The organism is uncultured Peptoniphilus sp. (assembly GCF_946998875.1).
Classification (GTDB): Bacteria; Bacillota; Clostridia; order Tissierellales; family Peptoniphilaceae; genus Peptoniphilus_A.
This window is the reverse complement of sequence record NZ_CAMQAY010000005.1, coordinates 39498-62079: the sequence shown is the minus strand read 5'-3', so window position 1 is coordinate 62079 and position 22582 is coordinate 39498. Positions and strand designations below refer to the sequence as shown.

The 22582-nt window shown below is 32.3% G+C and carries 20 protein-coding genes; 18 read left to right on the top strand and 2 right to left on the bottom strand.

Annotated elements, in window-relative coordinates; genetic code table 11:
• From Q0U74_RS03385 to Q0U74_RS03375, 3 genes are all read left to right on the top strand, one after another.
• Positions 1-956 (top strand): stalk domain-containing protein (locus Q0U74_RS03385; RefSeq protein WP_297392696.1); only part of this gene is annotated, 956 nt, incomplete at its 5' end.
• Positions 957-1786: 830 nt separating this feature from the next.
• Positions 1787-2698 (top strand): hypothetical protein, encoded by a 912-nt coding sequence (locus Q0U74_RS03380; RefSeq protein WP_297392695.1) that lies wholly within the window; start codon positions 1787-1789, stop codon positions 2696-2698.
• Between the two features lie 102 nt (positions 2699-2800).
• A complete protein-coding gene (locus Q0U74_RS03375) occupies positions 2801-4051 on the top strand; it encodes an RNA-binding domain-containing protein (RefSeq protein ID WP_297392694.1) in 1251 nt (416 codons plus the stop codon).
• Between the two features lie 627 nt (positions 4052-4678).
• Here the strand turns inward: Q0U74_RS03375 and Q0U74_RS03370 are convergent.
• Entirely contained in the window at positions 4679-4999 is a 321-nt protein-coding gene (locus tag Q0U74_RS03370; RefSeq protein ID WP_297392693.1) for an alkylphosphonate utilization protein, read from the bottom strand.
• Between the two features lie 207 nt (positions 5000-5206).
• Here Q0U74_RS03370 and Q0U74_RS03365 point away from each other — a divergent pair, with 207 nt between their 5' ends.
• From Q0U74_RS03365 to Q0U74_RS03330, 8 genes are all read left to right on the top strand, one after another.
• Positions 5207-5773 carry a DUF5317 domain-containing protein gene (locus Q0U74_RS03365; protein WP_297392692.1) on the top strand — a complete coding sequence of 189 codons (567 nt, stop codon included), beginning with the start codon at positions 5207-5209 and terminating at the stop codon, positions 5771-5773.
• The gene (gene cdaA / locus Q0U74_RS03360) at positions 5766-6596 is read left to right on the top strand and encodes a diadenylate cyclase CdaA (protein WP_297392691.1); all 831 of its coding nucleotides are present in this window, start codon (positions 5766-5768) and stop codon (positions 6594-6596) included. Before Q0U74_RS03365 ends, cdaA begins: the two co-directional genes overlap by 8 nt.
• Positions 6577-7518, top strand: coding sequence for a YbbR-like domain-containing protein (locus Q0U74_RS03355; RefSeq protein WP_297392690.1), 942 nt, complete (start codon positions 6577-6579; stop codon positions 7516-7518). The genes cdaA and Q0U74_RS03355 overlap by 20 nt, the downstream gene beginning before the upstream one ends.
• A gap of 22 nt (positions 7519-7540) precedes the next feature.
• Positions 7541-8986 carry an IMP dehydrogenase gene (gene guaB, locus Q0U74_RS03350; protein WP_297392689.1) on the top strand — a complete coding sequence of 482 codons (1446 nt, stop codon included), beginning with the start codon at positions 7541-7543 and terminating at the stop codon, positions 8984-8986.
• Positions 8987-9067: 81 nt separating this feature from the next.
• A complete protein-coding gene (locus Q0U74_RS03345) occupies positions 9068-9751 on the top strand; it encodes a response regulator transcription factor (protein WP_297392688.1) in 684 nt (227 codons plus the stop codon).
• A 13-nt stretch (positions 9752-9764) separates the two neighbouring features.
• Entirely contained in the window at positions 9765-11186 is a 1422-nt protein-coding gene (locus Q0U74_RS03340) for a cell wall metabolism sensor histidine kinase WalK (RefSeq protein WP_297392687.1), read from the top strand.
• Complete coding sequence (locus Q0U74_RS03335) at positions 11179-12606, top strand: hypothetical protein (RefSeq protein ID WP_297392686.1); 1428 nt, start codon at positions 11179-11181, stop codon at positions 12604-12606. Before Q0U74_RS03340 ends, Q0U74_RS03335 begins: the two co-directional genes overlap by 8 nt.
• A gap of 8 nt (positions 12607-12614) precedes the next feature.
• A complete protein-coding gene (locus Q0U74_RS03330; protein WP_297392685.1) occupies positions 12615-12950 on the top strand; it encodes a cytochrome C biosynthesis protein in 336 nt (111 codons plus the stop codon).
• Positions 12951-13062: 112 nt separating this feature from the next.
• Here Q0U74_RS03330 and Q0U74_RS03325 read toward each other — a convergent pair whose 3' ends face one another.
• Positions 13063-13707 (bottom strand): ComEA family DNA-binding protein, encoded by a 645-nt coding sequence (locus tag Q0U74_RS03325; RefSeq protein ID WP_297392684.1) that lies wholly within the window; start codon positions 13705-13707, stop codon positions 13063-13065.
• A gap of 146 nt (positions 13708-13853) precedes the next feature.
• Here Q0U74_RS03325 and fusA point away from each other — a divergent pair, with 146 nt between their 5' ends.
• The 7 genes from fusA to radA all read left to right on the top strand — a co-directional run bounded on the left by fusA (position 13854) and on the right by radA (position 22565).
• Positions 13854-15914, top strand: a complete 2061-nt coding sequence (gene fusA / locus Q0U74_RS03320) for an elongation factor G (protein ID WP_297392683.1) — start codon at positions 13854-13856, stop codon at positions 15912-15914.
• Positions 15915-16046: 132 nt separating this feature from the next.
• Entirely contained in the window at positions 16047-16529 is a 483-nt protein-coding gene (locus tag Q0U74_RS03315; protein ID WP_297392682.1) for a hypothetical protein, read from the top strand.
• Positions 16530-16805: 276 nt separating this feature from the next.
• Positions 16806-17258: a CtsR family transcriptional regulator gene (locus Q0U74_RS03310; protein WP_297392681.1), complete on the top strand. Its 453-nt coding sequence runs from the start codon at positions 16806-16808 to the stop codon at positions 17256-17258.
• 11 nt (positions 17259-17269) lie between these two features.
• A complete protein-coding gene (locus Q0U74_RS03305; RefSeq protein WP_297392680.1) occupies positions 17270-17779 on the top strand; it encodes a UvrB/UvrC motif-containing protein in 510 nt (169 codons plus the stop codon).
• A complete protein-coding gene (locus Q0U74_RS03300; RefSeq protein ID WP_297392679.1) occupies positions 17772-18752 on the top strand; it encodes an ATP--guanido phosphotransferase in 981 nt (326 codons plus the stop codon). Before Q0U74_RS03305 ends, Q0U74_RS03300 begins: the two co-directional genes overlap by 8 nt.
• Entirely contained in the window at positions 18749-21220 is a 2472-nt protein-coding gene (locus Q0U74_RS03295; protein ID WP_297392678.1) for an ATP-dependent Clp protease ATP-binding subunit, read from the top strand. Before Q0U74_RS03300 ends, Q0U74_RS03295 begins: the two co-directional genes overlap by 4 nt.
• On the top strand, positions 21189-22565 hold the full coding sequence (radA, locus tag Q0U74_RS03290; protein WP_297392677.1) for a DNA repair protein RadA: 1377 nt from the start codon (positions 21189-21191) through the stop codon (positions 22563-22565). The genes Q0U74_RS03295 and radA overlap by 32 nt, the downstream gene beginning before the upstream one ends.
• The last annotated feature ends 17 nt before the right edge of the window (positions 22566-22582 follow it).

The following is a 22582-nucleotide window of genomic DNA, read 5'->3' as shown; positions in this document are numbered from 1 at the left end:
TAAAAGATGGCGACTTTGATAAAGACAAAACATTTGAAGTACCAGTAGAAGGTCATACAAAAGGTGTAGACGATAATAATAGTGAAACACCTGCAGGAGACAAAACAACAGTTGACAACTCAAACGTAAAACCAGTAGATCCTACAAATGACAAACAAGGAACTGGCGTAGTTGTTAATAATCCTGACGGTGATACAAAAGTTACTGCTAAGGACGAAGACGGAAAAGATATACCAGTAGTAATAAATCCAAATAATGGAGAAGTAGAAGTTACTCCAGGAACTAATGTAGATGGACCTATTGTAGTTACAATTATTGACCCTGACCTTCCAGACGGAAGCACTACAGTTATTGTAGATGTTAATGGTCACAAAATATTTAGAGACGACAATGGAAATGGTTACCCTGGAGACGACTGGTATATCCCAGGAGACGACTGGTATTACTTCCCAGGTGGACACAGACATGAATATGTTCCAACAATCTCTGTTTATGCAGAACCAGAAAAGAGAGTTACTCCAATTCACGACACATTATGGTATGTATTCCGCATCAACGACTATGAATATGATGTAGTAAGAAATGGCGTTGTAACTAAACGCACAATGGATGTAACTCCTGTTCTTCAAAACGACAGAACAATGCTTCCACTAAGATATGTAGCAGAAGCTATTGGAGCAGAAGTTGAATGGGATAACTCTACTAGAACAGCAAGATTCACTAAGAACGGTTTGACTGCAAGCATTCAAATCGACGGAAATGAAATAGTGCTTTCTAATGGAAAGATTATCAAGATGGATTCTAAACCACTTAACATTAAGGACAGAATTCTTGTTTCTGTAACAAATGTTGCCAATGTATTTGGTATGACTAACGGACATACTCTTGACGGTACAAACCAAGACATTGAATGGAACCAAAATGATAAGAGTGCTACAATTTATATTAGAAGATAAGTTGTGCAATAAAGAAAGACCGAGCAATCGGTCTTTTCTTTTACATATTTTTAGACTTTGCCTATATGGCAGAGTCCTTTTTTGATGAAAAAAAAATTTTTATTTTCAATATAATTTTTCTTTTGATTAAGTAATTATTAAAGTGAAGTGAAATTTATTTATATTTTTTTGCAAAAAATCTAAAAAATATTAAATTTTCAGTTATGTTTATCATAGGTAAAAGTTCTTAGCTTAACTACTTTTAAAAATGGATTTTCAAAAAATAAAAAATATTTCTGATTTTAAGGTATTTATATTGTAGGAATATTGTTTGAATTAAAATCCTATATATTAGTAGATATTAATTTTCTAAGTTTCTAAAATAATTTTTTAGTTTAAGTTACATTAAATGTAAGAACTTTAAAAAGTTTTTTGAAATTTAAAAATATGTGAATTTATTTGGTATATTCTCAATAGGAATATTAGTAAAAGTAAAATTTAAAAAGATTATTTTTGAATTACTTAACTAATATGTAAAATATTCTAGAATAAATTCTTAAAAATACTTTTTTAATAGGAATAATATAGAATAAGTCATCTAGGCTTAAATAATTTTAAGAATTTTATAATAGATCTAAAAAAATATAAGATTTCAGGTATATTCTATATGAAAGATTTTTTTATTTTGATGCAAAATTAAAAGGGGATGGTAATTATGGTTTTAATAAAAAATTGAAATATGAATAATATATGTTAAATCTATAAATAAACTTAATTATTAAATAAAAATTTTTATAATTATTTTATTTTTTAAATTTCGTAAAATTATTTATTAAGAGAGGATTGAGAATATGTTTTTAAATTTTATGGTGAACAGTACAAAATCTTTTGATTTAATAGAAATTGTTGTAGGGATTATTAAGATAATAACTTTTTCAACAATAATAATTCAAGCACTTGTTCAATATTTTATTTCTTATAATTACTATATGTATTACAAAATACCAACAAAGTATTTTTCACGATTAAAGAAAAAGGATTTTTTTGAAAGTATTTTTCTGTTATTTTCTTTTTTAGTACTTTTTTTTGTAGCAAATTTTATAATATTTAATATTGTATTTAACGCAGAAAAAGTAATCATGATAAAAGACATTTCTACAAATAAAATAAAAATTTTAATAAAATTTGTTTATCTTACGGTTTTTATTTTTTTTATAAGATTTCCTTCATTTTTATATAGTATTATAATAGGAGAAAAGTTAAATTCTAATTGTAATAATTCAATTGCAGTTATAAAAGAATTATTGAAATTTTTACTTAAAAGTTTTGGCATTTTGATTTTTTTGATTATTATTAAATGCATATTAAAATGGGATTATTTTGTAATTACTTTATATATTATTGCTTACATTATAACGATTATATTTTTTATAAATGACGCGTTTTTTATATCTTTTGGAAATGTAAATCCCAAATTAAATAAGGAATTTGAAATTTTTAGTATAAACAAATTTAAATTTGCTAATATTTATGATTATGGTGATAGTGTACTGGCAGTAAAAATAAAATTATGTAATGATAAAATAATATTAAAACTTGATAATTATTTTGTAACATCTAAAATGGACAAGAAGTTCAAAAATATTTTAGCTAATAATGTTGTAAGGGAAAAGGAAGGAAAAAAGATAAAAGATTTAATTTCAAAAGATGATACTTTTTATCTAAAAAAACTCATAAATATATTTAGAAAAGTAATTTCATGATAAGATTTATGAACTACGTTTTATTTCAAACGCAAAAGCAAACGCAAAATTTTACGTTTGTTTTTGCGCTTGTTATTGTATATAATTAACTCAGGAGGAGTTATGAGAGAGACACGCAATTTAGAGTTTAAGGAAAAAATTTCCGATTCTTTTTTAAAGTCAGTTGTCGCCTTTGCCAATTATGATGGTGGCGAAGTTTTATTCGGCGTAGATGATAATGGCAAGTCTGTGGGTTTAACGAATTTGAAATCCGATGCTATTGCTATTGAAAATAAGATAAATGATTCTATATCACCTCAAATAAGTTTTGAAATCGAAATGGATTGTAAAGAAAATCTTATTAAGCTTAAAGTCCATCCAGGCGATGAGAAGCCATATTTTTACAAGTCAAAATCTTATAAGAGGAATGATTCTTCCACTGTTGAGATTGACAGTTTGGAACTCAAAAGGTTAATTGTGGAAGGTCAAAATAAGTCTTATGATTCTCTGTCTTCTAAGAAAGAGAGCTACAGCTTTCTTTATCTTGAAAAGAAATTTAAAGAAATTGTAGGAATAAAAGAAATAAACAATGATATTTTAAAGACTTTGGAATTAGTTGATAAAAATAATTTTTTGACTAACGCTGGTTCCTTATTTGCTGATAAGAATGATGACAATTTAATTGATATTGTGAGGTTTGGGGAAAGTCAAAATACTATTTTGAGTCGCTTGCAACTAAAGAATATTTCAATTCTTGAAGCCTTTGACACTAGTATTGAAAAGTATAGGGAATACTATCAAATTGAAAATATTAAGGGTTCTTATCGTGAGAGAGTCGATCTTGTTCCAGAGAATGCTTTTAGAGAAGCTATCGCCAACGCCTTGGTCCACAGGGATTGGATGACTAATTCTTATATTCAAGTTTCTATGGAGAAAGATGCTATCACCATTGTATCTCCAGGTGGTTTGCCAACTGGTATAAGCGAGGAGGAGTATCTTAACGGACAAATTTCTGTTATGAGAAATCCTATTATTGGCAATATATTTTTCAGATTGAACATCATTGAGAGCTTTGGAACAGGAATTAAGAGAATTAAAGAAGCTTATAAAAATTACGAGAAAAATCCTTATTTTAAAATTTTTGATAATTCTATTGAAGTTAGATTGCCTCTTATTTTTGGTGTGGAAAATTTAAGCCAAGATGAGACAAGGGTTTACAGGGCATTGAAGAATAAATCTCTTCCTAGTTCTGCCATAGCTGATGATACTGGATTTGGAAAAAATAAAGTTTTAAATGTGTTAAATGATTTGATGGACAAGGGCTATGTCATTAAAAGAGGAAAGGGAAGAGGCACAAAATATTCTTTGAAATAAGAGAAGACTATTAGGTTTATTTAATTATTTGAGTGCTGAATGATATTATGTATGTAAATGAGGACACCCTTATTTGCCACAGGGCAGAAGAAGGGGTCGCCTTAGTGTTATTAATATAAAAACCACCTAAGCCGATACGAGCGGTTTTTTCATTTTAACTACTTTTTGTTTTACCACCTTTAAAAGCATGCAGGTGGTATTTTTTTGCTGTCCTAATTCTTTTTAAGTCATATTTTTTTAGAGATGCATAAAAATTTCTTTATCCTTAAAAATTTTCTCATTCCTAATTTTTCAGCAATTGGCAAATTTTTCTTGACTCCTAATTTTTTAAGCATGAGCAAATTTTTTGCTAATACTTAATTTTTTGTTTATCGCTAATTTTTTATGTATGAGTAAATCTTTTGCTATGCCATAATTTTTTACTAATTACCAAACTTTTCTTGATTCTTAATTTTTCAAACTTGAGTGAACTTTTTGCTAATATGTAATTTTTTGTTGATCCCTAATTTTTTTCTCGCCACTAATTTTTTCTTAATTCCTATTTATTTTTTAATTGAAAATTTTTCCCATTCAATATTTCTTACTAGGAAGTTTTCACAAAAAAAAGCAGTGATAATTCACTGCTAGTCATGATTTTTTTACTACTGAAGATTTTAAATAAATTCCGCCAAACTCCTTTACCCTTGCTTCGATGTCGTGACCATTTACTTCTTCTTCCAGGATTCTAATATTATTAATCTTTGTCCCTCTCTTCATAGTTCCTTTGCCAAACTTCAAATCCTTAATAGTTATTACGGAGTCGCCAGTTTTTAATTCGTTGCCATTGGAGTCTAGGACTTTTTCCTTTTCCAGGCAAAGATCAGTCGAAGTATGTCCACATTCTGGACAATGATAGGCAATATTATCACTATAGCCATATTCTGAACCACAATTTGGGCATTTGTACATTTTTATCATCCTTTCACATTTCTTATATCGAGTATAATTGAAATTTTGAGAAATAACAAATGCTCTTAAATAAACTCCACTACAAAATTTTATTGTCTTCAAAAATTTATCTTGGAAATTCTTTTGTGTTATAATATTTAGAAGGAAAAATTTTTGGAATTTATGTCAAGGAATCTTATTTGTGATATTATAAATTAAGGTGATGATATGATTTTAGAGGCAATTATTTTAGCTTTTCTTGTTTTATTTTTTACGAAGAACAAGGACTTAAATAATTTAATAAATTTTAAATTCAAAAGATTCTATCTTGCCTTTATTGGAATTTTTATAATGATTTTTATAAATTTTATAACGGGAAGATATTTTGGAAGTCTTGCTGATTTTTTCGTAAGAAACTTTACAATTTTTCATATCCTATCCCTCTTACTTATTAGTCTTTCATTTTTTTCAAATTATAAAAACTTGGGACTTTTAATTTGTGGTCTTGGGACTTTTTTAAATGCCCTTCCAGTAATGGCAAATGGAAAGATGCCAGTAGCGGCCAAAGCCCTAATGAAAATAGACAATGAGAGGGTTATAAAAATTATTTACATGGGCGGAAGCCTAAGCCACGGAGTCTTTGACAATCCCAAACTTTATTTCTTGTCGGACTTCATATACTTAAAGAGATTTATTGGACCTTCCAAGGTCATTAGCCTTGGGGATATTTTAATATCCCTTGGTTTATTTTTTGCAATAATTTTAATTACTAGGAAGAAGGTGCCTAATGGATAAATTTAATAATTTATTAAATGTGATAAATTTAAGAGATGTAGTGGACATTTTAATTGTCACAATGTTAATTTATTACATTTTAAAATTAATTAGAAATACTAGAGCAGAACAAGTTTTTAAGGGAATTCTTTTAATTTTATTATTTATAAAAATTTCACAGTTTTTCCAACTTTACACTGTAAACTGGATTTTCACGAGATTCATCAATGATGGTATAGTCGCCATTATAGTTTTATTCCAACCGGAAATCAGAAGAGGTCTACAATACTTAGGTCTTACTTCTAGTATTAAAAATAATTTTAGTCAAAACAAGGAAGTTGTCCCAGAAACTGTTGAAGAAATTATTTCTGCTGTGGCGTCTCTTGCCAGACAAAAAATTGGCGCCCTTATTATTATTGAAAAGGAAGTAGGGCTTACTGAAGTTATTGAAACTGGTACAGAGATTAATGGTCTTGTCAGCAGTGGTCTACTTATAAATATTTTTATTCCTAACACGCCTCTTCACGATGGGGCAGTTATTATTAAGGGGTCTAAGGTAAAGGCGGCGGCTTGCTTTTTGCCCCTATCTGACAATCAAAAAATTTCTAAGGAACTGGGCACAAGGCACAGGGCTGGAATTGGTATTTCCGAAAAGTCTGACTGTCTAAGTATTATGGTTTCTGAAGAAAACGGAACTATTTCTACTGCAGAAAATGGCGTTATCTCAAGATATTTGGACATTGAAACTCTTGAAGCGAAACTTCTTGAGATTTACAGTCCTGAATACAGGGCGAGAACTATTTTCGCAAAGCGTGGTGATAATAATGAAAAAGATAAGTTTTAAAAATGACAAAAGTTTAATGATAAAAATTATGTCTCTTGTCTTTGCCATTATATTATGGTCCTATGTAAAGAGCGAGGCAAATTTTATAACTTCATCAAATTTTAAAAACATCGAAGTCACTTATGACGGCTTGTCTCATTTAAAGGACAATAATTTGACGATTATTTCGCCAAAGGAATCTACTGTTGATGTCAAACTTCAAGGCTATAATTCTTATATGAGAAATGTGACAAGAGATGGTATTGTGGCTAAGGTGGATTTAAGCAAGTTAGGTGAAGGAGAGCATTCTGTTCCCATAAATGTTTCTTATATTGACCTTGGTATTTCTGTGGTAAATACATCTCCTAGAAGGATTCCCTTTAAAATAGATAAAGTTTTGGAAGAAAAACATAAGGTTGATATAGTTACAAAAAATAAGCCTGAAAGAGGTCTATCTGTTGGAGAAATCAATAAGGACTTTGATGTCGTCCTAAAGGGAGCAAGCACTTATATAAGTAAAATAAGTAAAGTGGAAGCTCACATTGATGTTACAGAATTAACTGAAACTACAAGTGTAGATGCAGAAATTTATGCCTATGACGATTCAGGAAAAGTTATAAAGGAAGTTACAGTGACACCTGCCACTGTAAAAGTCGATGTTCCTATTTTAAAGAGCAAGACCGTTCCTATTAAATTAGTTTACAATGAAAATACTACAGAAAATATTGCAATAAATGACTTTTCAATTGAGCCAGCTTCTGTTACAATTAGAGGAAATTCTGATGTAATTGATTCTATTAATTTTATCGAAACTCGACCTATTAATTTTAACAATATTAAAAAGGGTGACAACAGAGTTAGATTGATTTTGCCAGATAAGGTTACACTAGTTGACGAAAATATTAGTTATAAATTGAAAGAAAAAGTTAAGGAAGTAGAGTAATTTTTAATAATCAGGAGGGAATATGGAATTTTTTGGAGAAGGATTAACATTTGACGATATCTTACTTGTGCCAGCAAAATCAGAAATTTTGCCTAACGAAGTTGATTTGTCTACAAACTTGACAGAAAAAATCAAGTTAAACATACCACTTATGTCTGCAGGTATGGACACTGTTACTGAACACAGAATGTCTATTGCCATGGCAAGAGAGGGTGGAATTGGTATTATTCACAAGAATATGTCTATTGAAGACCAAGCTCTTGAAGTTGATAGAGTTAAGAGATCTGAACATGGAGTAATAACTGATCCATTTTCACTTACTAAGGAACACGCAATTAAGGATGCTTCTGAACTTATGGAAAGATACAGAATTAGCGGTGTCCCAGTTGTAACTGAAAAGGGAGTTTTGGAAGGAATTATTACTAATAGAGATATTAGGTTTGAAACTGACTTATCTAAGAAAATTAGCGAAGTCATGACTTCTGAAAAACTTATTACTGGTGCTCCAGATATTTCCCTTGATGAAGCTTTAAAAGTTTTGAAAAAATATAAAATTGAAAAACTTCCCCTTGTTGATAAGGACAATGTCTTAAAGGGACTTATAACTATTAAGGACATAGAAAAACACGAACAATATCCAAACTCTGCAAGAGATGCATCTGGAAGACTAATAACTGGTGCTGCTGTTGGAGCAACAAAGGATGTTCTTGACAGAATCGAAGCCCTAGTTAAGGCAAAGGCTGATGTTTTTGTAATTGACACAGCTCATGGCCAATCTAAAAATGTTTTAAATACTATAAGAAATATTAAGGATGCCTTCCCAGACATTCAACTTATAGCTGGTAATGTTGCAACTTATGAAGGAACTGAAGATTTAATCAAAGCTGGTGCTGACTGCGTAAAGATTGGTATTGGACCTGGTTCAATTTGTACTACTAGAGTTGTAACTGGTATTGGCGTTCCACAAATTACTGCCATTATGGAAGCTTACAGGGCTGCTCAAAAATATGGCGTGCCAATTATTGCTGATGGTGGTATCAAATTCTCAGGCGATGTTGCTAAGGCTCTTGCAGCTGGCGGCAATGTTGTTATGATGGGTTCACTTTTTGCTGGTACTGATGAGTCACCAGGAGAAGAAATCTTTGTTGAAGGTAGAAGATTTAAAGCCTACAGAGGCATGGGTTCTCTTGGAGCTATGAGTGCAGGATCATCTGATAGATATTTCCAAAGCGGAACTACTAAGTATGTTCCTGAAGGAGTTGAAGGTAGAGTTCCTTACAAGGGACTTGTAGGAGACATTGTCTTCCAACTTGTTGGTGGTGTTAAGTCTGCCATGGGTTATATGGGTGCAAAGGATCTAAAAACTTTAAGAGCTACAGCTAAGTATGTTAAAATCACTCAAGCTTCCCTTGCTGAATCTCATCCACACAATATTACTATTACTAGAGAAGCTCCTAACTATTATTAATTATTAAAAATTTATTAATAAATCCACTTCAATTGAATTTGGAGTGGATTTTATTTATAATTAGCAGTAAGAGGTGATATTTTGAAAACTAAGGTATTGCTTGTTGAAGATGAAGAATCAATAAGAAAATTTGTAAAAATAAATTTAGAGAGAGAAGGCTACATAATTTTTGAAGCTGGAAGCGGCGAAGAGGGAATTGAAGTGGCAAGGCGTGAAAGGCCTGATATCGTTGTACTTGACATTATGCTACCAGGCATTGACGGCTTTGAAGTTTGTAAGACTCTAAGAGGAGAATTTCAAAGTCTTGGAATAATTATGCTAACTGCTAAGGCAGAGGACTATGACAAGATTATGGGTCTACAATATGGCACAGACGATTATCTTACAAAACCCTTTAATCCTACAGAATTAACTCTAAGAATAAAATCTATTGAGAGAAGACTTGAACCAGAGGAAGTTAAGGAAAGCAATCTAATTATTGACCCTCCTTTTAAAATAGATTCTTACTCAAGAAAATTTTATAAGGAAGATGTGGAGCTAGAGCTAACGCCTACTGAATATCAAATTATAAAAATATTTATGACAAATCCAGGCAAGGCCATGACTAGAGATGAAATTCTAAGGCTTGTATGGGGCGATGACTTTTTAGGCGATTCAAAGATTGTTGATGTAAACATTAGAAGACTTAGGTCAAAAATTGAGACTAACCCTGCCAAGCCAAATTATATTGAAACAGTTTGGGGAACAGGATACAGATGGAAATAAGAGGTGTCTGTAATTGAAAAATAAAATTGGAAAAAGATTAGTTAGAAGTTTTCTAATAGTTATTTTAATTACAATTTCAATTATAGATATATTTTTGCTCTTTGCCTTTAGCTTTTTTTACTACGACAATATTTCTAAGGAATTAATTTCAAGAATGGAACTTTCTCTTGAAATTTATAGGAGAGATTATTCTGACAAGTCCATTGAAGATTTAATCTACGAAGACAGCGACATCTTCCTCTCAAATACAAATGCCGAGGTGCAAATTTTAGGCAATGAGGGAGAACTACTTTTGGATTCCATTGGTAAGCTTTCCTCAAATCCCATAGAGACAGGAGATGTCCTAGCAGCAGAAGATGGTGAGATAAAAACATGGCGTGGCGAAGATGCACAAACTGGCGAGTCTATTATGTCTGTCACTGGCGCCATAAAAAATGTTGATGGAGAAAATATTGGCTATTTAAGATTTATTTCCTCCATGGAAGAAGCAAATAAGGCCATATTAAAGGCTGGTATAACACTTCTAATCTTTACACTTTTTGTTGCCCTAGTTACAACTATGGCCTCACTTCTTATATCAAAATCAATTGTAAAGCCCATACTTGAGCTTACAGAAGTTGCCAAGACCATGTTAAAGGGAAACTATGAAGAAAAGGCAAAAGTCTATGAGGATGACGAAATAGGAGAGCTGGCAAAGACTTTAAATGCCATGAGCGATGAAATTATTAATAAAGATAGGATTAAAAATGAATTTATATCTTCTATCTCTCACGAACTTAGGACGCCACTTACATCTATTAAGGGCTGGGCAGTTGTCTTAAAAGATGCCAAGGAAGATGAAAAGGACCTCATGGAAGATGGCTTAAATATAATTGAAAATGAAGCCGATAGACTGGCAAAAATGGTTGAAGAGCTTTTGGACTTCTCAAGATATATTTCTGGACGAATTACTCTTGACAAGGAAGTATTTGACATTTCACAAACTTGTATCGATGTTTCAAAACAAATGAGACCTCGTGCAAAGTCCAATAATATTGAATTTATAACAGAATTTCCAGAGGAAGCTGTCCTTATTTATGCCGATGAAAATAGAATTAAACAGCTACTAATAAATTTACTTGACAATGCAATTAAATTTACATCAGACAAGGGCTGGGTTAAATTTCAAATGGCAAAGGAAGATAATTTTGTTCACATGATGATTTCTGACAATGGCATGGGAATGACTAAGGAAGAAATTTCCCATGTAAAGGAAAAATTTTATAAGGGCAAACACTCAAAGAGCCACAGCGGTATTGGTCTATCTATAAGTGATGAAATTACAAAACTTCACAAGGGCAACTTGGAAATTTTCTCTGAAGAAAATATTGGCACTACAGTTAAGGTAAGTCTACCTCTTGAGATACCAAAAGAAGTAGGTGATAAAATTGATTAAAAAATTATATCTAATAATTTCATTGATTTTCTTGACTGGCTGCTCCTTTTTGACATCTCAGGGCACTAATATTGAAGCCCCAGTCATGGGACAATCGCCAATTTATGGCAAGTGGACTATTACAAAATTTATTTACAATAAAAAAATTAATCAGGATAACTTTTTATTTAAGGACATTATTGGCGAAGACCTTTACTTTTCCAATGACCAAGTTGTCCTTGCTAATGATTATATAAAGGGCGTTGAGTATAAGACTAAGTATGTTAAATTATCTCAATACCTCTACAAAAAATTTAATTTAGATTATAAGAGCCTGGGCATTGAAGATTCTGATGTCTACACAACTTATATCTATGACTCAAAGTCAAGCAGAAGCATTTATTATGAAGTTATAAAGACTAGTGAGAACACTGCTCTTCTCTTTGACAATGGAGTTATACTTGAAATTAAACTTGTTGACGACAAGATAAAAAATGATGACTTAAATAATTTAATACTTGCTAAAAAGGACGAAGTATTGGCAAGGGGAAGCTTGTTTGACTACAACGGCGACAAGGGATTTTTAATTGGCTTTAAAAGTAAAAGCGACTCAAATATTCCAACTTGGAACTACAAAACTCTCTACATCAAATTTTCTGACTCCAAACTAGAAAATGTCTATGAGATGAACAATATTATTCTCCCAAGAAATGACAGCTTTTCTGAAATTAGCGTTCAAAGAGAATCCAAGGAAGAGGAAACTACAGATAAGGTAATAATTAAAGACTTTAAAAATTCTAAACTTAGAAAAGATGATGAAGATGTAATTAAGAATGACTTAGAGGAGCTTAAAGAAGAAAATACTTTAAAGACAATAAACTTCATCACCAATAATTATGTCAATTTGGAAAGTTTAGATGGAGAAACAAATAAGAGTTATTTAAGGATCTACAAATTAGATAAATTAGAAGAAAAAAATCCAATTAGCTACAAGGAATTTTTATCCGATGAAGATTTAAAGGCTGAGGGCAAAAACCTTGAAGCCCTAAAAAAGGACCCTTACAATATTGGTATTTATAGGGACAATGGTTTTTGGAAATTAAAGGGAAGAATGGAGACAGAAGAAGGTAAGTTTTCTGACTTTGATTTGAATTTAGTTTTGCCCTATGATGTAAATAAATACAACGAGATGAATATTCCTATGAGCCGAATTAAAAACTTTAAGCCAGGCATTAAGGATGGTTTTGTATCTCCTGACAATAAATTTTTAATAACATTGGAAAATAATTTTGTAAAAATATATAATATAGAGGATGGCAATATTCTTCCTGAAGCAATTTTCGAAAGAGAAATAGGTAACGAGGCCACAACAATTATGACAGAGTGGGCAACGGGTCGTTATTCAAATATTTGGCAACAAGAGCTGTCATCTAATAAATGAGGTGTAAAATGAATAAAATAATGGAATTGGTTACGGAAAACTCAACTTACTTGCTCCTAACTTTTGGCGCAATTTTAATTGGAGTTGTTCTTACCTTTATAGTTAACTTTGCAGCTAGAGATTTAAAATTTATAAAATATTTACCAGGACTTGCCTTGGTTTTTATTGGGATTATTTCACTTTTTATGGTAATCAATAAACTTTTTGACCCAGATAGTTTGGATAATTTAATTATTTTTGTAATTGGTGTCTCCTCTGGCTTAGTTTCACTTATTTTTGCACTGATAATTGGCATTGCAAGTTCAGGAAAGAATCGTTACAAGAAAAATCAAAGAAGAAGATAAAATTTTTAAAATAATAAGCTCAAGATTAATGGGATTATCCTTTTATCTTGAGCTTTTTTTGTGCTTTACCAGTGATTTTATTTTTTATTTTGAGCCTTTAAAAATTTTTAATCTAATAAGTTGATATGTAGTCCTTAATTGATTCAAATTTTTTGTCGCCAATTCCATCTACATTTTTTATGTCTTCAATTGATGAAAAAGAATTTTGTGTCCGATAATTTATAATTTTCTCAGCAGTTTTTGCTCCAACGCCAGGAATTTTTTGCAGTTCAGCGGAGTCGGCAGTGTTAATATTTATTTTTTCAGAAGCCTTTGAATCTGAACCAGAAGACATAAGAGGAGCAATTTCATTTTTTGGGAGCTCACCAATTTTTGGAATGTAAATTTTTTCTTCGTCGTGAAGCTTTGCGGCAAGATTAATCCTATCAAGGTCAGCATCATCTGTTGCGCCACCAGCCTTTTCAAGAGCATCTACAACTCTCTTTGATGAATCTAATTTTATAATGCCAGGATTTTTTACGGCGCCAGAGATGTGAACCATAACTTCTTTATTTTCTTCCTCCGATTCTATTTGGGGGTCCTTCAAATCCTTTTTGTCCACTTCTTTAGAATCAAGGCTTGAAGTTTTTATCTTAAGTAGGGCATTTGCTTCATCTGGAACTTTGTGAGAATCGTAATACTGGTAGCCAATGATTAAAGATAGGCAAATAATAACTATGTAGGGAAGATTATCTTTTTTAAAAAATTTGAAATTCATTTTATCACTCATTCATTTATAAAAATATATTTTCAAAATTTTATTACCCTAAATAGATATTTTTACACAGTTTTCAAATGGCAAAATCTATGTTATAATTTATTCATCGAAACGATTTCAAAAAATTTACATAACAGGAGGAAAGTATGAAAGTTTATACAACAGATAAGGTAAGAAATCTTGCTCTCGTAGGACATTCTGGCTCCGGAAAGACAAACCTAACAGAGGCTATGTTATTCCAAAGTGGAGCTACACAAAAACTTGGAAATGTTTCTAGCAAGAATACAGTTTCCGACTTCTCAAAGGAAGAAAAGGACAGAGGAACATCCATTGGAACATCAATTATTCCTATTGAATGGAGAAATTATAAAGTAAATGTAATAGATACTCCAGGCTATCTTGACTTTGTGGGAGAAGCTCATTGCGCCCTAAGAGCCAGTGAAGCTGCAATCATGGTAATTGATGCAACTAAGGGTATTGAAGTAGGTACAGAAAGAACTTGGAAATACACAGAAAAAATTGGTCTTCCAAGAATTATTTTTATAAATAAAATTGACGGAGAAAATGTAAACTTTAGAAAGCTAATGGACGAACTTGAAGCTTCCTTTGGTAAAAAAGTTATTCCTTTCTCAGTTCCAATTGGCGAAGGTGAACACTTTGTAGGTGTTACTGATGTTATCTTCCAAAAGGGATACAAATATGTAAACTCTGCGCCACAAGAAACTGAACTTAACCACGACCAAGTTAAGGCAACTGAAAGAATGTATGAAGAAATTGCAGAAGTTGTTGCTGGTTCTGATGAAGTTTTAATGGAAAAATATTTCTCTGGAGAAAAATTCACTAGAGAAGATCTTTTAAGAGGAGTTACAACAGCTCTTCTTGAAGGTGACGCTGTTCCACTACTTGTAGGAAGTGGCGAAAAGGGAATTGGAATTGACATTTTATTAAACACAATTGTAAATTATATGCCAGCACCAGATGATGAGCGTGCAAATCAAGGCTTTAGATATAATGATGGAGAAGAAAGAAAAGTTTCAGCTAAAGATCCTTTTGCTGCAGTTGTATTTAAGACAATTTCTGACCCCTTCCTTGGCAAAATTTCTATTTTCAAGGTAATCTCTGGAATTGTTAATAAAAACACAGCTCTTTACAATGTAAATGCTGATACAAGTGAAAAACTTGGCGGACTTTACATCATGAGAGGTAAGGAACAAATTGAAATAGATGAAATTTATGCAGGAGATATTGGTGCAACAACAAAACTTGCAAATACTGTTACAGGCGACACTCTTTGCGACAAGGACCACAAGGTTGAATACAAAAAATTAAAATATTCTACTCCAGTTCTATATTACGCAATTGAGCCTAAGACTAAGGGCGACGAAGAAAAACTTTCTCAATCTCTAAAGAAAATCAAGGACGAAGACCCAACATTTGTAATTGAAAGAAATCCTGAAACTAAACAAATGACTATTGGTGGTCAAGGCAAGGTTCAACTTGATGTAATCTTAGACAAATTAAAGAACACTTATGGGGTTGAAGTAAATATTGTTCCATTTATTGTTCCTTATAGAGAAACAATTAGAAAGACTGCCAGCGTTCAAGGTAAGCACAAGAAACAATCTGGTGGAGCAGGACAATACGGTGATGTTTGGATTAGGTTTGAACCATCTGATAAAGAATTTGAATTTGATGAAGAAGTATTTGGTGGAGCAGTTCCTAAGAACTATTTCCCTGCAGTTGAAAAGGGAATTATTGAGTCAAAGGAAAGAGGAGTTCTTGCAGGCTATCCTGTAACTAACTTCAAGGCTGTCCTATACGATGGATCTTACCACGATGTTGACTCCAACGAAATGAGTTTCAAACTTGCAGCTAACCTTGCTTTTAAGAAGGGAATGCAAGAAGCAAGTCCAGTTCTTCTTGAACCTATAATGAAGGTTGAAGTTACAATTCCAGATGACTATCTTGGAGATGTAATGGGCGACATGAACAAGAGACGTGGAAGAATCCTTGGTATGGACCAACAAAATGATGGCACACAAATTTTAATTGCAGAAGCTCCACAAGCTGAACTCTTCTCTTATCTAATTGATTTAAGATCCTTAACTCAAGGTAGAGGAACTTTCAGCATGGAATTTGTGAGATACGAAGAAGTTCCACAAAATATTGCAGAAAAAATTATTGAAGAAAGAAAAACAGAAAAATAAAATAAATTTTTAAAGGTTGGGCTTAAGTGCTCAACCTTTTTTATTATAAAAAAATTAAAGATATTGAAAAGCAACATTGATAGTTTTATAATTTAGTTAGGTAACATTATATCTTATAGAAAGGGGATAAAAATGAAAACTAAAAAAATTGTATTAATTTTGATATCTTTGGCTCTTGTGTCAATTATGTGTGGATTTTCTTTTTTAAATTCAAAAAAAGAAAATTATGATTTTAACATAGATGTTTGTGATGAAAAACCAAACTATGAAAAAATTATTAAGGACTTAACTTATGATAGTTTGTACAAATATAAGTTAAAAGATGTTATAGTAAGCAACAAGATTATGGAAGAACAGGGTTTTAAATTTACAACAAATAAGGATTCTGATTATTTATTAATATTTTCTAATGAAGATAATGAGAATGCGCGTATTGCAGTAAGAGTTTCTGATGTGAGTTTGAGAATTTATACTTCTAAAAAACATAGTAGTTATGTACTTATTACTGATACAAAAAATTCAAAAAAAGATTTAGATTTCTCTTCTAAAAGTGGTATTCCAAAAGGAACATTTTCTATTTTAGAACTAGAACGAGAAAAAGTCATAAATAAGTAAAAAAAAATTAAATTGCTCTAAAATATCTGTTGGTGAGTAAAATCCCAACAGATATTTTCATTTGAAAAAATATATTATTTATATGAATCAGTTTCTTAATTTTTTAATAAAATAATTAAAGTAATGATTCTTTAAAAACAACAAAAAATATATAAGCTTAAAAAGTTACGAAACTAAATACTTTACAAAATATATATTTTATTTTATACTAGAAATAGTAAAAGATAGTCAGATTTTTATAATTTAAAAGACAAAGATAGTCAAAGGAAGTGTACTATGGCAAAGCTTTCTAACTCCATTGAAGATTTTTTAAATGAACTTATTTTTGAATCTGGTGGAGCTCTTGAGATACAAAGATCAAAAATTTCAGACCACTTTAACTGTGCGCCTTCGCAAATTAATTATGTCCTTACTACAAGATTCACACCCTTTAAGGGTTACTATGTGGAGTCAAGGCGTGGCGGTGGAGGCTACATTAGGATAGTAAAGGTTAAATTTGAAGATGATGAAGATACAATTGATACTTTTTTAAGTTTTATAGGAGATTCTATTACAAAAAATAATTCTGATGAACTTTTAAAGGAACTTTTAAGACTTAATAAAGTGACTGAAAGGGAGATGGAACTTATGAAAGTTGCTCTCTCAGACAGGGCTCTTAGTGAGTGTGAAAATAAAAATGAACTTAGGGCAGATTTATTAAAAAATATGCTCCTAGTTATTTTTAGTTAGGAGGGAAGATCATGCTATGTGATATTTGCAAGGAAAGAGAATCAGTTATTTCCTATACAAGGATAAAGGACGATGGAATAGAAGAAGTGCATCTCTGCGAAGTTTGTGCTGAAGAAAAATTTAAAAGAGACTTTAAGGGGTATCAAAATATTATTCCTCAACTTGAAAATGCTTTAAAGAATATTTTTCAGTTTACAGCAAATTCCTACAATGAAGAAGATGACATAAGCTGTGAATACTGCGGTAGATCTTTTCGTGAACTTAAGGCAACAGGATCTTTAGGCTGCCCAAAATGTTATGATTCCTTTGGAGACGAAATTAAAAAGTATTTAAACGCCCTTAATATAAATTTAAAGTACAGGGGAAAAATTCCAAAAAATGCAGAAAGTTATCTAGTTTATAACAGAAAACTTGAGGATTTAAAGGAGAAGCTTGACCTTGCCATAAATTTGGAAGAATATGAAAAGGCAGCAGAAATAAGGGACGAAATAAAGAAGTTAAAGGAAGATGTCAGTGTCTAAAATTATTTTAGGATATAAATTAAAATTATATAGAAATATTGACGGCAAAAAGTTTGTAAACACAATGACAGATGAAGAATTAAGGGGAAATCTAGACTTCCTAGACCCAATTTTAAGTGATTTGGGCTACTCTAAAATAGACCTTTATAATATTTCTTCTCTAAAAAAACTTGAATATGTGGAAAATGGAAGGCTTGGTAAAAAATCTATTGAAAGAGAAAATATTGGCTTTTACGAAAAAAAAGATAGTCCAGACATTTTAATCAATTCAGGAGAACACCTTGATTTGCAAGCTTTTTCAAGGACAAAAAGTCTTGAGGACTTATACGAAGAAATTTATTCCTTGGAAGAAAAGTTAGAAGAAAAAATTAATTTTTCCTTTGATCCAAGCTTTGGTTATTTAAGTTCTAGAGTTTTAAATTCTGGCACAGGCTTAAAGCCCATTGTACTTTTATATCTGCCTGCCCTAAATTATTTTGGCATCGAGGAGATTGCAAGAGGTCTATCAAGACTTGGTTACACCCTTGCTTCTTATAGGGACAGCTCTAACAAGGCACTGGGAAGCATTTACACTCTTTCCTTTGAGTCAACCTTTGGCGAAGAGGAAAAGTCTTATATAGAAAAATTAAAAATCATTGCGCGAGAAATCGCCGATGTTGAAAGGGAAAATAGAAAAAAATTATATTTAGACAACATAATGACTCTTGAGGATATGGTAAACAGAGCCTTTGGAGTTCTTGCCCATGCAAGGTTGTTGTCGGAAGAAGAGATGATGCAGTCCATGTCTACAATTAATCTCGGAATTGAGCTTTCCATTTTAAAAGCAAATCGAGATTTTGATTTTTATGAAGAGATTAAAAAACTTAGAAATGGACATTTGCAAATTGAGAGAGGAGCAATATTAGACCTTAAGTCGCGAGATATTTTAAGGGCTAATAAGGCAAGAGCCCTCATGAAGGAGGTTTTCAAATGAGTATGTTTGGAAAATTTAGTGAAAAATCGCAAAAGGCAATTCTCTTTGCTCAGCAAGAAGCCAGAGAGCAAAGGCATTCATATATAGGATCAGAGCACATTTTACTGGGAATTATCAGGGAAGGAACTGACTCAGGTGCTCATATTTTATCAAAGCTTGGCATAGATTATAAGAAGGCAAAGGAAGCAACACTTGACATTGTAAGTAGCGGTCAAGGACCTCTTGTGTCAAGCATAGCCTACACACCAAGGACTAAGAGAATTTTTGAGCTTGCCTTTGAAGTTTCAAGAGAAATGGGAGAGGTTGCTGTGTCAACGGAACATCTTCTTCTTGGAATTTTGCGTGAAGGTCAAGGTGTTGCCATTTTAGTTTTAAAAAGACTTGGAATAGACATTATGAGTCTTGAAAATGACATTTTAAACAATATGGAAGACTATGAGGATTATGATGATGAAGACAGAGAAATTTCTTCAGAAGCCTTAGAAAAATATACTACAAACTTAAATAAAAAGGCTGAAGAGGGAAAAATCGACCCAGTAATTGGTAGAGAAAAGGAAATAAAGAGAGTAATTCAAGTTCTATCTCGTAGGACAAAAAATAATCCTGTCCTAATTGGTGAGCCTGGCGTTGGTAAAACTGCCATAGCTGAAGGACTTGCTGCAGAAATTGTTGCAGGAAATGTGCCAGAATTAATGAAGGATAAGGTAATTTTAACTCTTGATATTTCTCAGCTTATAGCAGGCTCTAAGTATAGAGGAGACTTTGAAGAAAGACTAAAAAATGTAACTAATGAAGCTGCAAAAAACAAAAATATTATTTTATTTATTGACGAAATGCATGTGATTATTGGTGCAGGATCAGCTGAAGGTTCTCTTGACGCCTCAAATATTTTAAAGCCACTTTTAACTAAGTCCATTCTTCAAGTTATGGGGGCAACGACAATTTCTGAATACAGAAAGAAAATCGAAAAGGACACAGCCTTTGAGAGAAGACTTATGCCAATAATGGTAGATGAGCCAAGTGTTGAGGATTCAATAAAGATTTTAAAGGGACTTAAAAATATTTACGAAGACCACCACAATGTTACAATCCCAGATGAAACTATTGAAGCTGCAGTAAAATATTCTGACAGGTATTTAAATGACAGATTTTTGCCAGACAAGGCAATTGATTTAATTGACGAGGCTAGTTCAAAGTTAAAGATTGAATCCTACAAGGTTCCTGAATTTGAAGAAAAGTACAAAAAGGAACTTGAAGATATTGAAAATAAAAAATCTGAAGCAGTAAAAAATCAAGATTATGAGCTTGCAGCAAATCTTCGCGATGAACAAAAAAAGCTAGAAGAAAAATACAAGGAAGAAATAGAAAAATTCCAAAAAGAGGAAGCAAAAAAAGAAGTTACGCCAGAACTTATTGCAAAGATTGTATCTGATTGGTCAAAGGTTCCTGTAACTGAAATGACGGCAGAAGAAACTGAAAAGTTAAGAGACTTAGACGAAAAATTAAAGGAAGATGTGAAGGGTCAAGATGAGGCTGTAAAAACTCTTGCCAAGGCAATAAAAAGGTCAAGGATTGGCCTTAAGGACCCTAACAAGCCAATTGGCTCTTTCATATTTGTGGGACCAACTGGCGTAGGTAAGACTTACCTAGCTAAGAGCCTTGCAAAAAATTTATTTGGCAAGGAAGAAAATATGATTAGGTTTGACATGTCTGAATACATGGAAAAATTCACTGTCTCAAGACTTGTGGGTTCACCTCCAGGATATGTTGGCTACGAAGAAGGTGGCGAGCTAACTGAAGCTGTAAGGACTCACCCTTATTCAGTAATTCTTTTAGATGAAATTGAAAAGGCTCACCCAGACATCTTTAACATCTTGCTACAAATTTTAGACGAAGGAAGAGTAACGGACTCCAAGGGCAGGACTGTAAACTTCAAGGACACAGTTATAATTATGACTTCTAATGCAGGGGCAAATCTTCTTGCCAAAAATTCAGTTTTAGGTTTTTCAACTTCAGAAAGCTCTGTTAAGAAGAGCGAATATGAAAATATGAAAAAAATTATAAATGAATCCTTAAAGGAAAAGTTTAGGCCTGAATTTTTGAATAGAGTTGACGATGTAGTAATCTTTAAGACTCTTGAAAAGACTGAAATTAAAGAAATTGTTAAGAATATGCTTGATAAATTAAGTGATAGACTTTCTGAAATGGGAATAAAGGCAAATTATTCAAATAAACTCATAAACTTCTTAGTTGAAGAAGGCTATGACAAGGTATTTGGTGCAAGACCCCTTCAAAGGACTATTACAAAATTAATTGAAGATAGGATTGCCGACGAATTTTTAGACGGAAAGATTAAAGAGGGCGACGAAATCAATCTTGATGTAAAGTACAAAAAAATTCAAATAGAAAAAGTTAAGAGGACTAAAAAGGCGAAAAATGAAAAAGAAAATAGTGTATCAGTGCAGTAAGTGCGGATATATTTCCCAGGGCTTCTTTGGCAAGTGTCCCAACTGTGGTTCTTGGAACACCCTAGAAGAAAAAGAGGAGGAGTCTAGTGAAAGGACTCCTTCTAAAGGCAAAAAAATAAAAAAAGATGCACAAAAACTTCAGGCAGTTGAAATTTCTTCTGACGAGAGAGTTATGACTGGCATTGAAGAATTTAATAGGGTAATGGGCGGCGGAATCGTGAGAGATTCTGTCAGCATCTTAACTGCAAAGCCTGGCACTGGCAAGTCAACTCTACTAATGCAAGTGGCAAATGATTTGGCAAATAAGGGCATGAGAGTTCTCTATGCTTCGGGAGAAGAATCTGAGACGCAAATAAAAATGAGGGCAGAGAGAATTTTAGATAAGCTCTCTGATAACATTTGGGTTTATTCAGTGACTTCCCTTAACTCGGTTTTGGATCAAGTTGAAAAAATTGACCCACAGATGATTATAATTGATTCAATTCAAACTTTTACCCTAGACGAATTTCCGCAAAGACCTGGCACGCCAACCCAGACTATGGAATGCGCCTATAAGATGACTGAAATTGCCAAGGACATAGAAAAGCCTCGCATGGTTTTTCTTGTGGGACAAATGACTAAGCAAGACGAACTTGCAGGTGTGAGAAGCCTTGAACACTTAGTGGACACAGTTTTACTCATCGAAGGCGACTCATCAGAAGATTTAAGGTCACTAATGGCGACAAAAAATAGGTATGGCTCTACTGGCGAGATTGGATTTTTCTCCATGACTGAAAAGGGCATGATATCCATTGACAACCCTTCAGAATATTTTATGACTAAAAGATCAGCAAATGATCTTGTGGCAGGTTCATCCCTATCTGTTATAAGAGAGGGCACAAGACCAATAATTTTAGAAACAGAGGCATTGGCATCAAAGACCTTTCTCCCTTATCCTTCAAGGATTTCTGAATCTATAAGAAGAGAGCACTTAAACACACTGGTTTCCATCTTGGAAGAGAGAGCAGGCATAAAATTTTTGGACAAAAACATTGTAGTCAAGTCCACTGGTGGCATTAAGGTAAAGGAGCAAGCCTCAAACCTTTCTGTAATGATTTCTATTGTTTCATCTACTCTCAATAAGCCCGTAGAAGCAAATTCAGTTTTCATTGCCGATGTGGGACTAACTGGCGAACTAAAAAATGTGCCAAGCCTGGATGTGAGACTTAAAGAAGCTGAGAGAATGGGCTTTAAAAAGGCATACATCTCTAAATATGCCAGCGTAAAAGAAGAAAATTATAAGGACTTAAGGGTCCTTAAGATGTCAAATATTTTAGAAGTTATTCAAAAAGTTTTTGAAATATAAATAAATTTTTGCAAGAA

Bases quoted from the DNA above. Each gene is read 5' to 3' on its own strand.
- Q0U74_RS03380 (WP_297392695.1), top strand. From the start codon at position 1,787: ATGTTTTTAAATTTTATGGTGAACAGTACAAAATCTTTTGATTTAATA.
- Q0U74_RS03375 (WP_297392694.1), top strand. From the start codon at position 2,801: ATGAGAGAGACACGCAATTTAGAGTTTAAGGAAAAAATTTCCGATTCT.
- Q0U74_RS03370 (WP_297392693.1), bottom strand. From the start codon at position 4,999: ATGTACAAATGCCCAAATTGTGGTTCAGAATATGGCTATAGTGATAAT.
- Q0U74_RS03365 (WP_297392692.1), top strand. From the start codon at position 5,207: ATGATTTTAGAGGCAATTATTTTAGCTTTTCTTGTTTTATTTTTTACG.
- cdaA (WP_297392691.1), top strand. From the start codon at position 5,766: ATGGATAAATTTAATAATTTATTAAATGTGATAAATTTAAGAGATGTA.
- Q0U74_RS03355 (WP_297392690.1), top strand. From the start codon at position 6,577: ATGAAAAAGATAAGTTTTAAAAATGACAAAAGTTTAATGATAAAAATT.
- guaB (WP_297392689.1), top strand. From the start codon at position 7,541: ATGGAATTTTTTGGAGAAGGATTAACATTTGACGATATCTTACTTGTG.
- Q0U74_RS03330 (WP_297392685.1), top strand. From the start codon at position 12,615: ATGAATAAAATAATGGAATTGGTTACGGAAAACTCAACTTACTTGCTC.
- Q0U74_RS03325 (WP_297392684.1), bottom strand. From the start codon at position 13,707: ATGAATTTCAAATTTTTTAAAAAAGATAATCTTCCCTACATAGTTATT.
- fusA (WP_297392683.1), top strand. From the start codon at position 13,854: ATGAAAGTTTATACAACAGATAAGGTAAGAAATCTTGCTCTCGTAGGA.
- Q0U74_RS03315 (WP_297392682.1), top strand. From the start codon at position 16,047: ATGAAAACTAAAAAAATTGTATTAATTTTGATATCTTTGGCTCTTGTG.
- Q0U74_RS03310 (WP_297392681.1), top strand. From the start codon at position 16,806: ATGGCAAAGCTTTCTAACTCCATTGAAGATTTTTTAAATGAACTTATT.
- Q0U74_RS03305 (WP_297392680.1), top strand. From the start codon at position 17,270: ATGCTATGTGATATTTGCAAGGAAAGAGAATCAGTTATTTCCTATACA.
- Q0U74_RS03295 (WP_297392678.1), top strand. From the start codon at position 18,749: ATGAGTATGTTTGGAAAATTTAGTGAAAAATCGCAAAAGGCAATTCTC.
- radA (WP_297392677.1), top strand. From the start codon at position 21,189: ATGAAAAAGAAAATAGTGTATCAGTGCAGTAAGTGCGGATATATTTCC.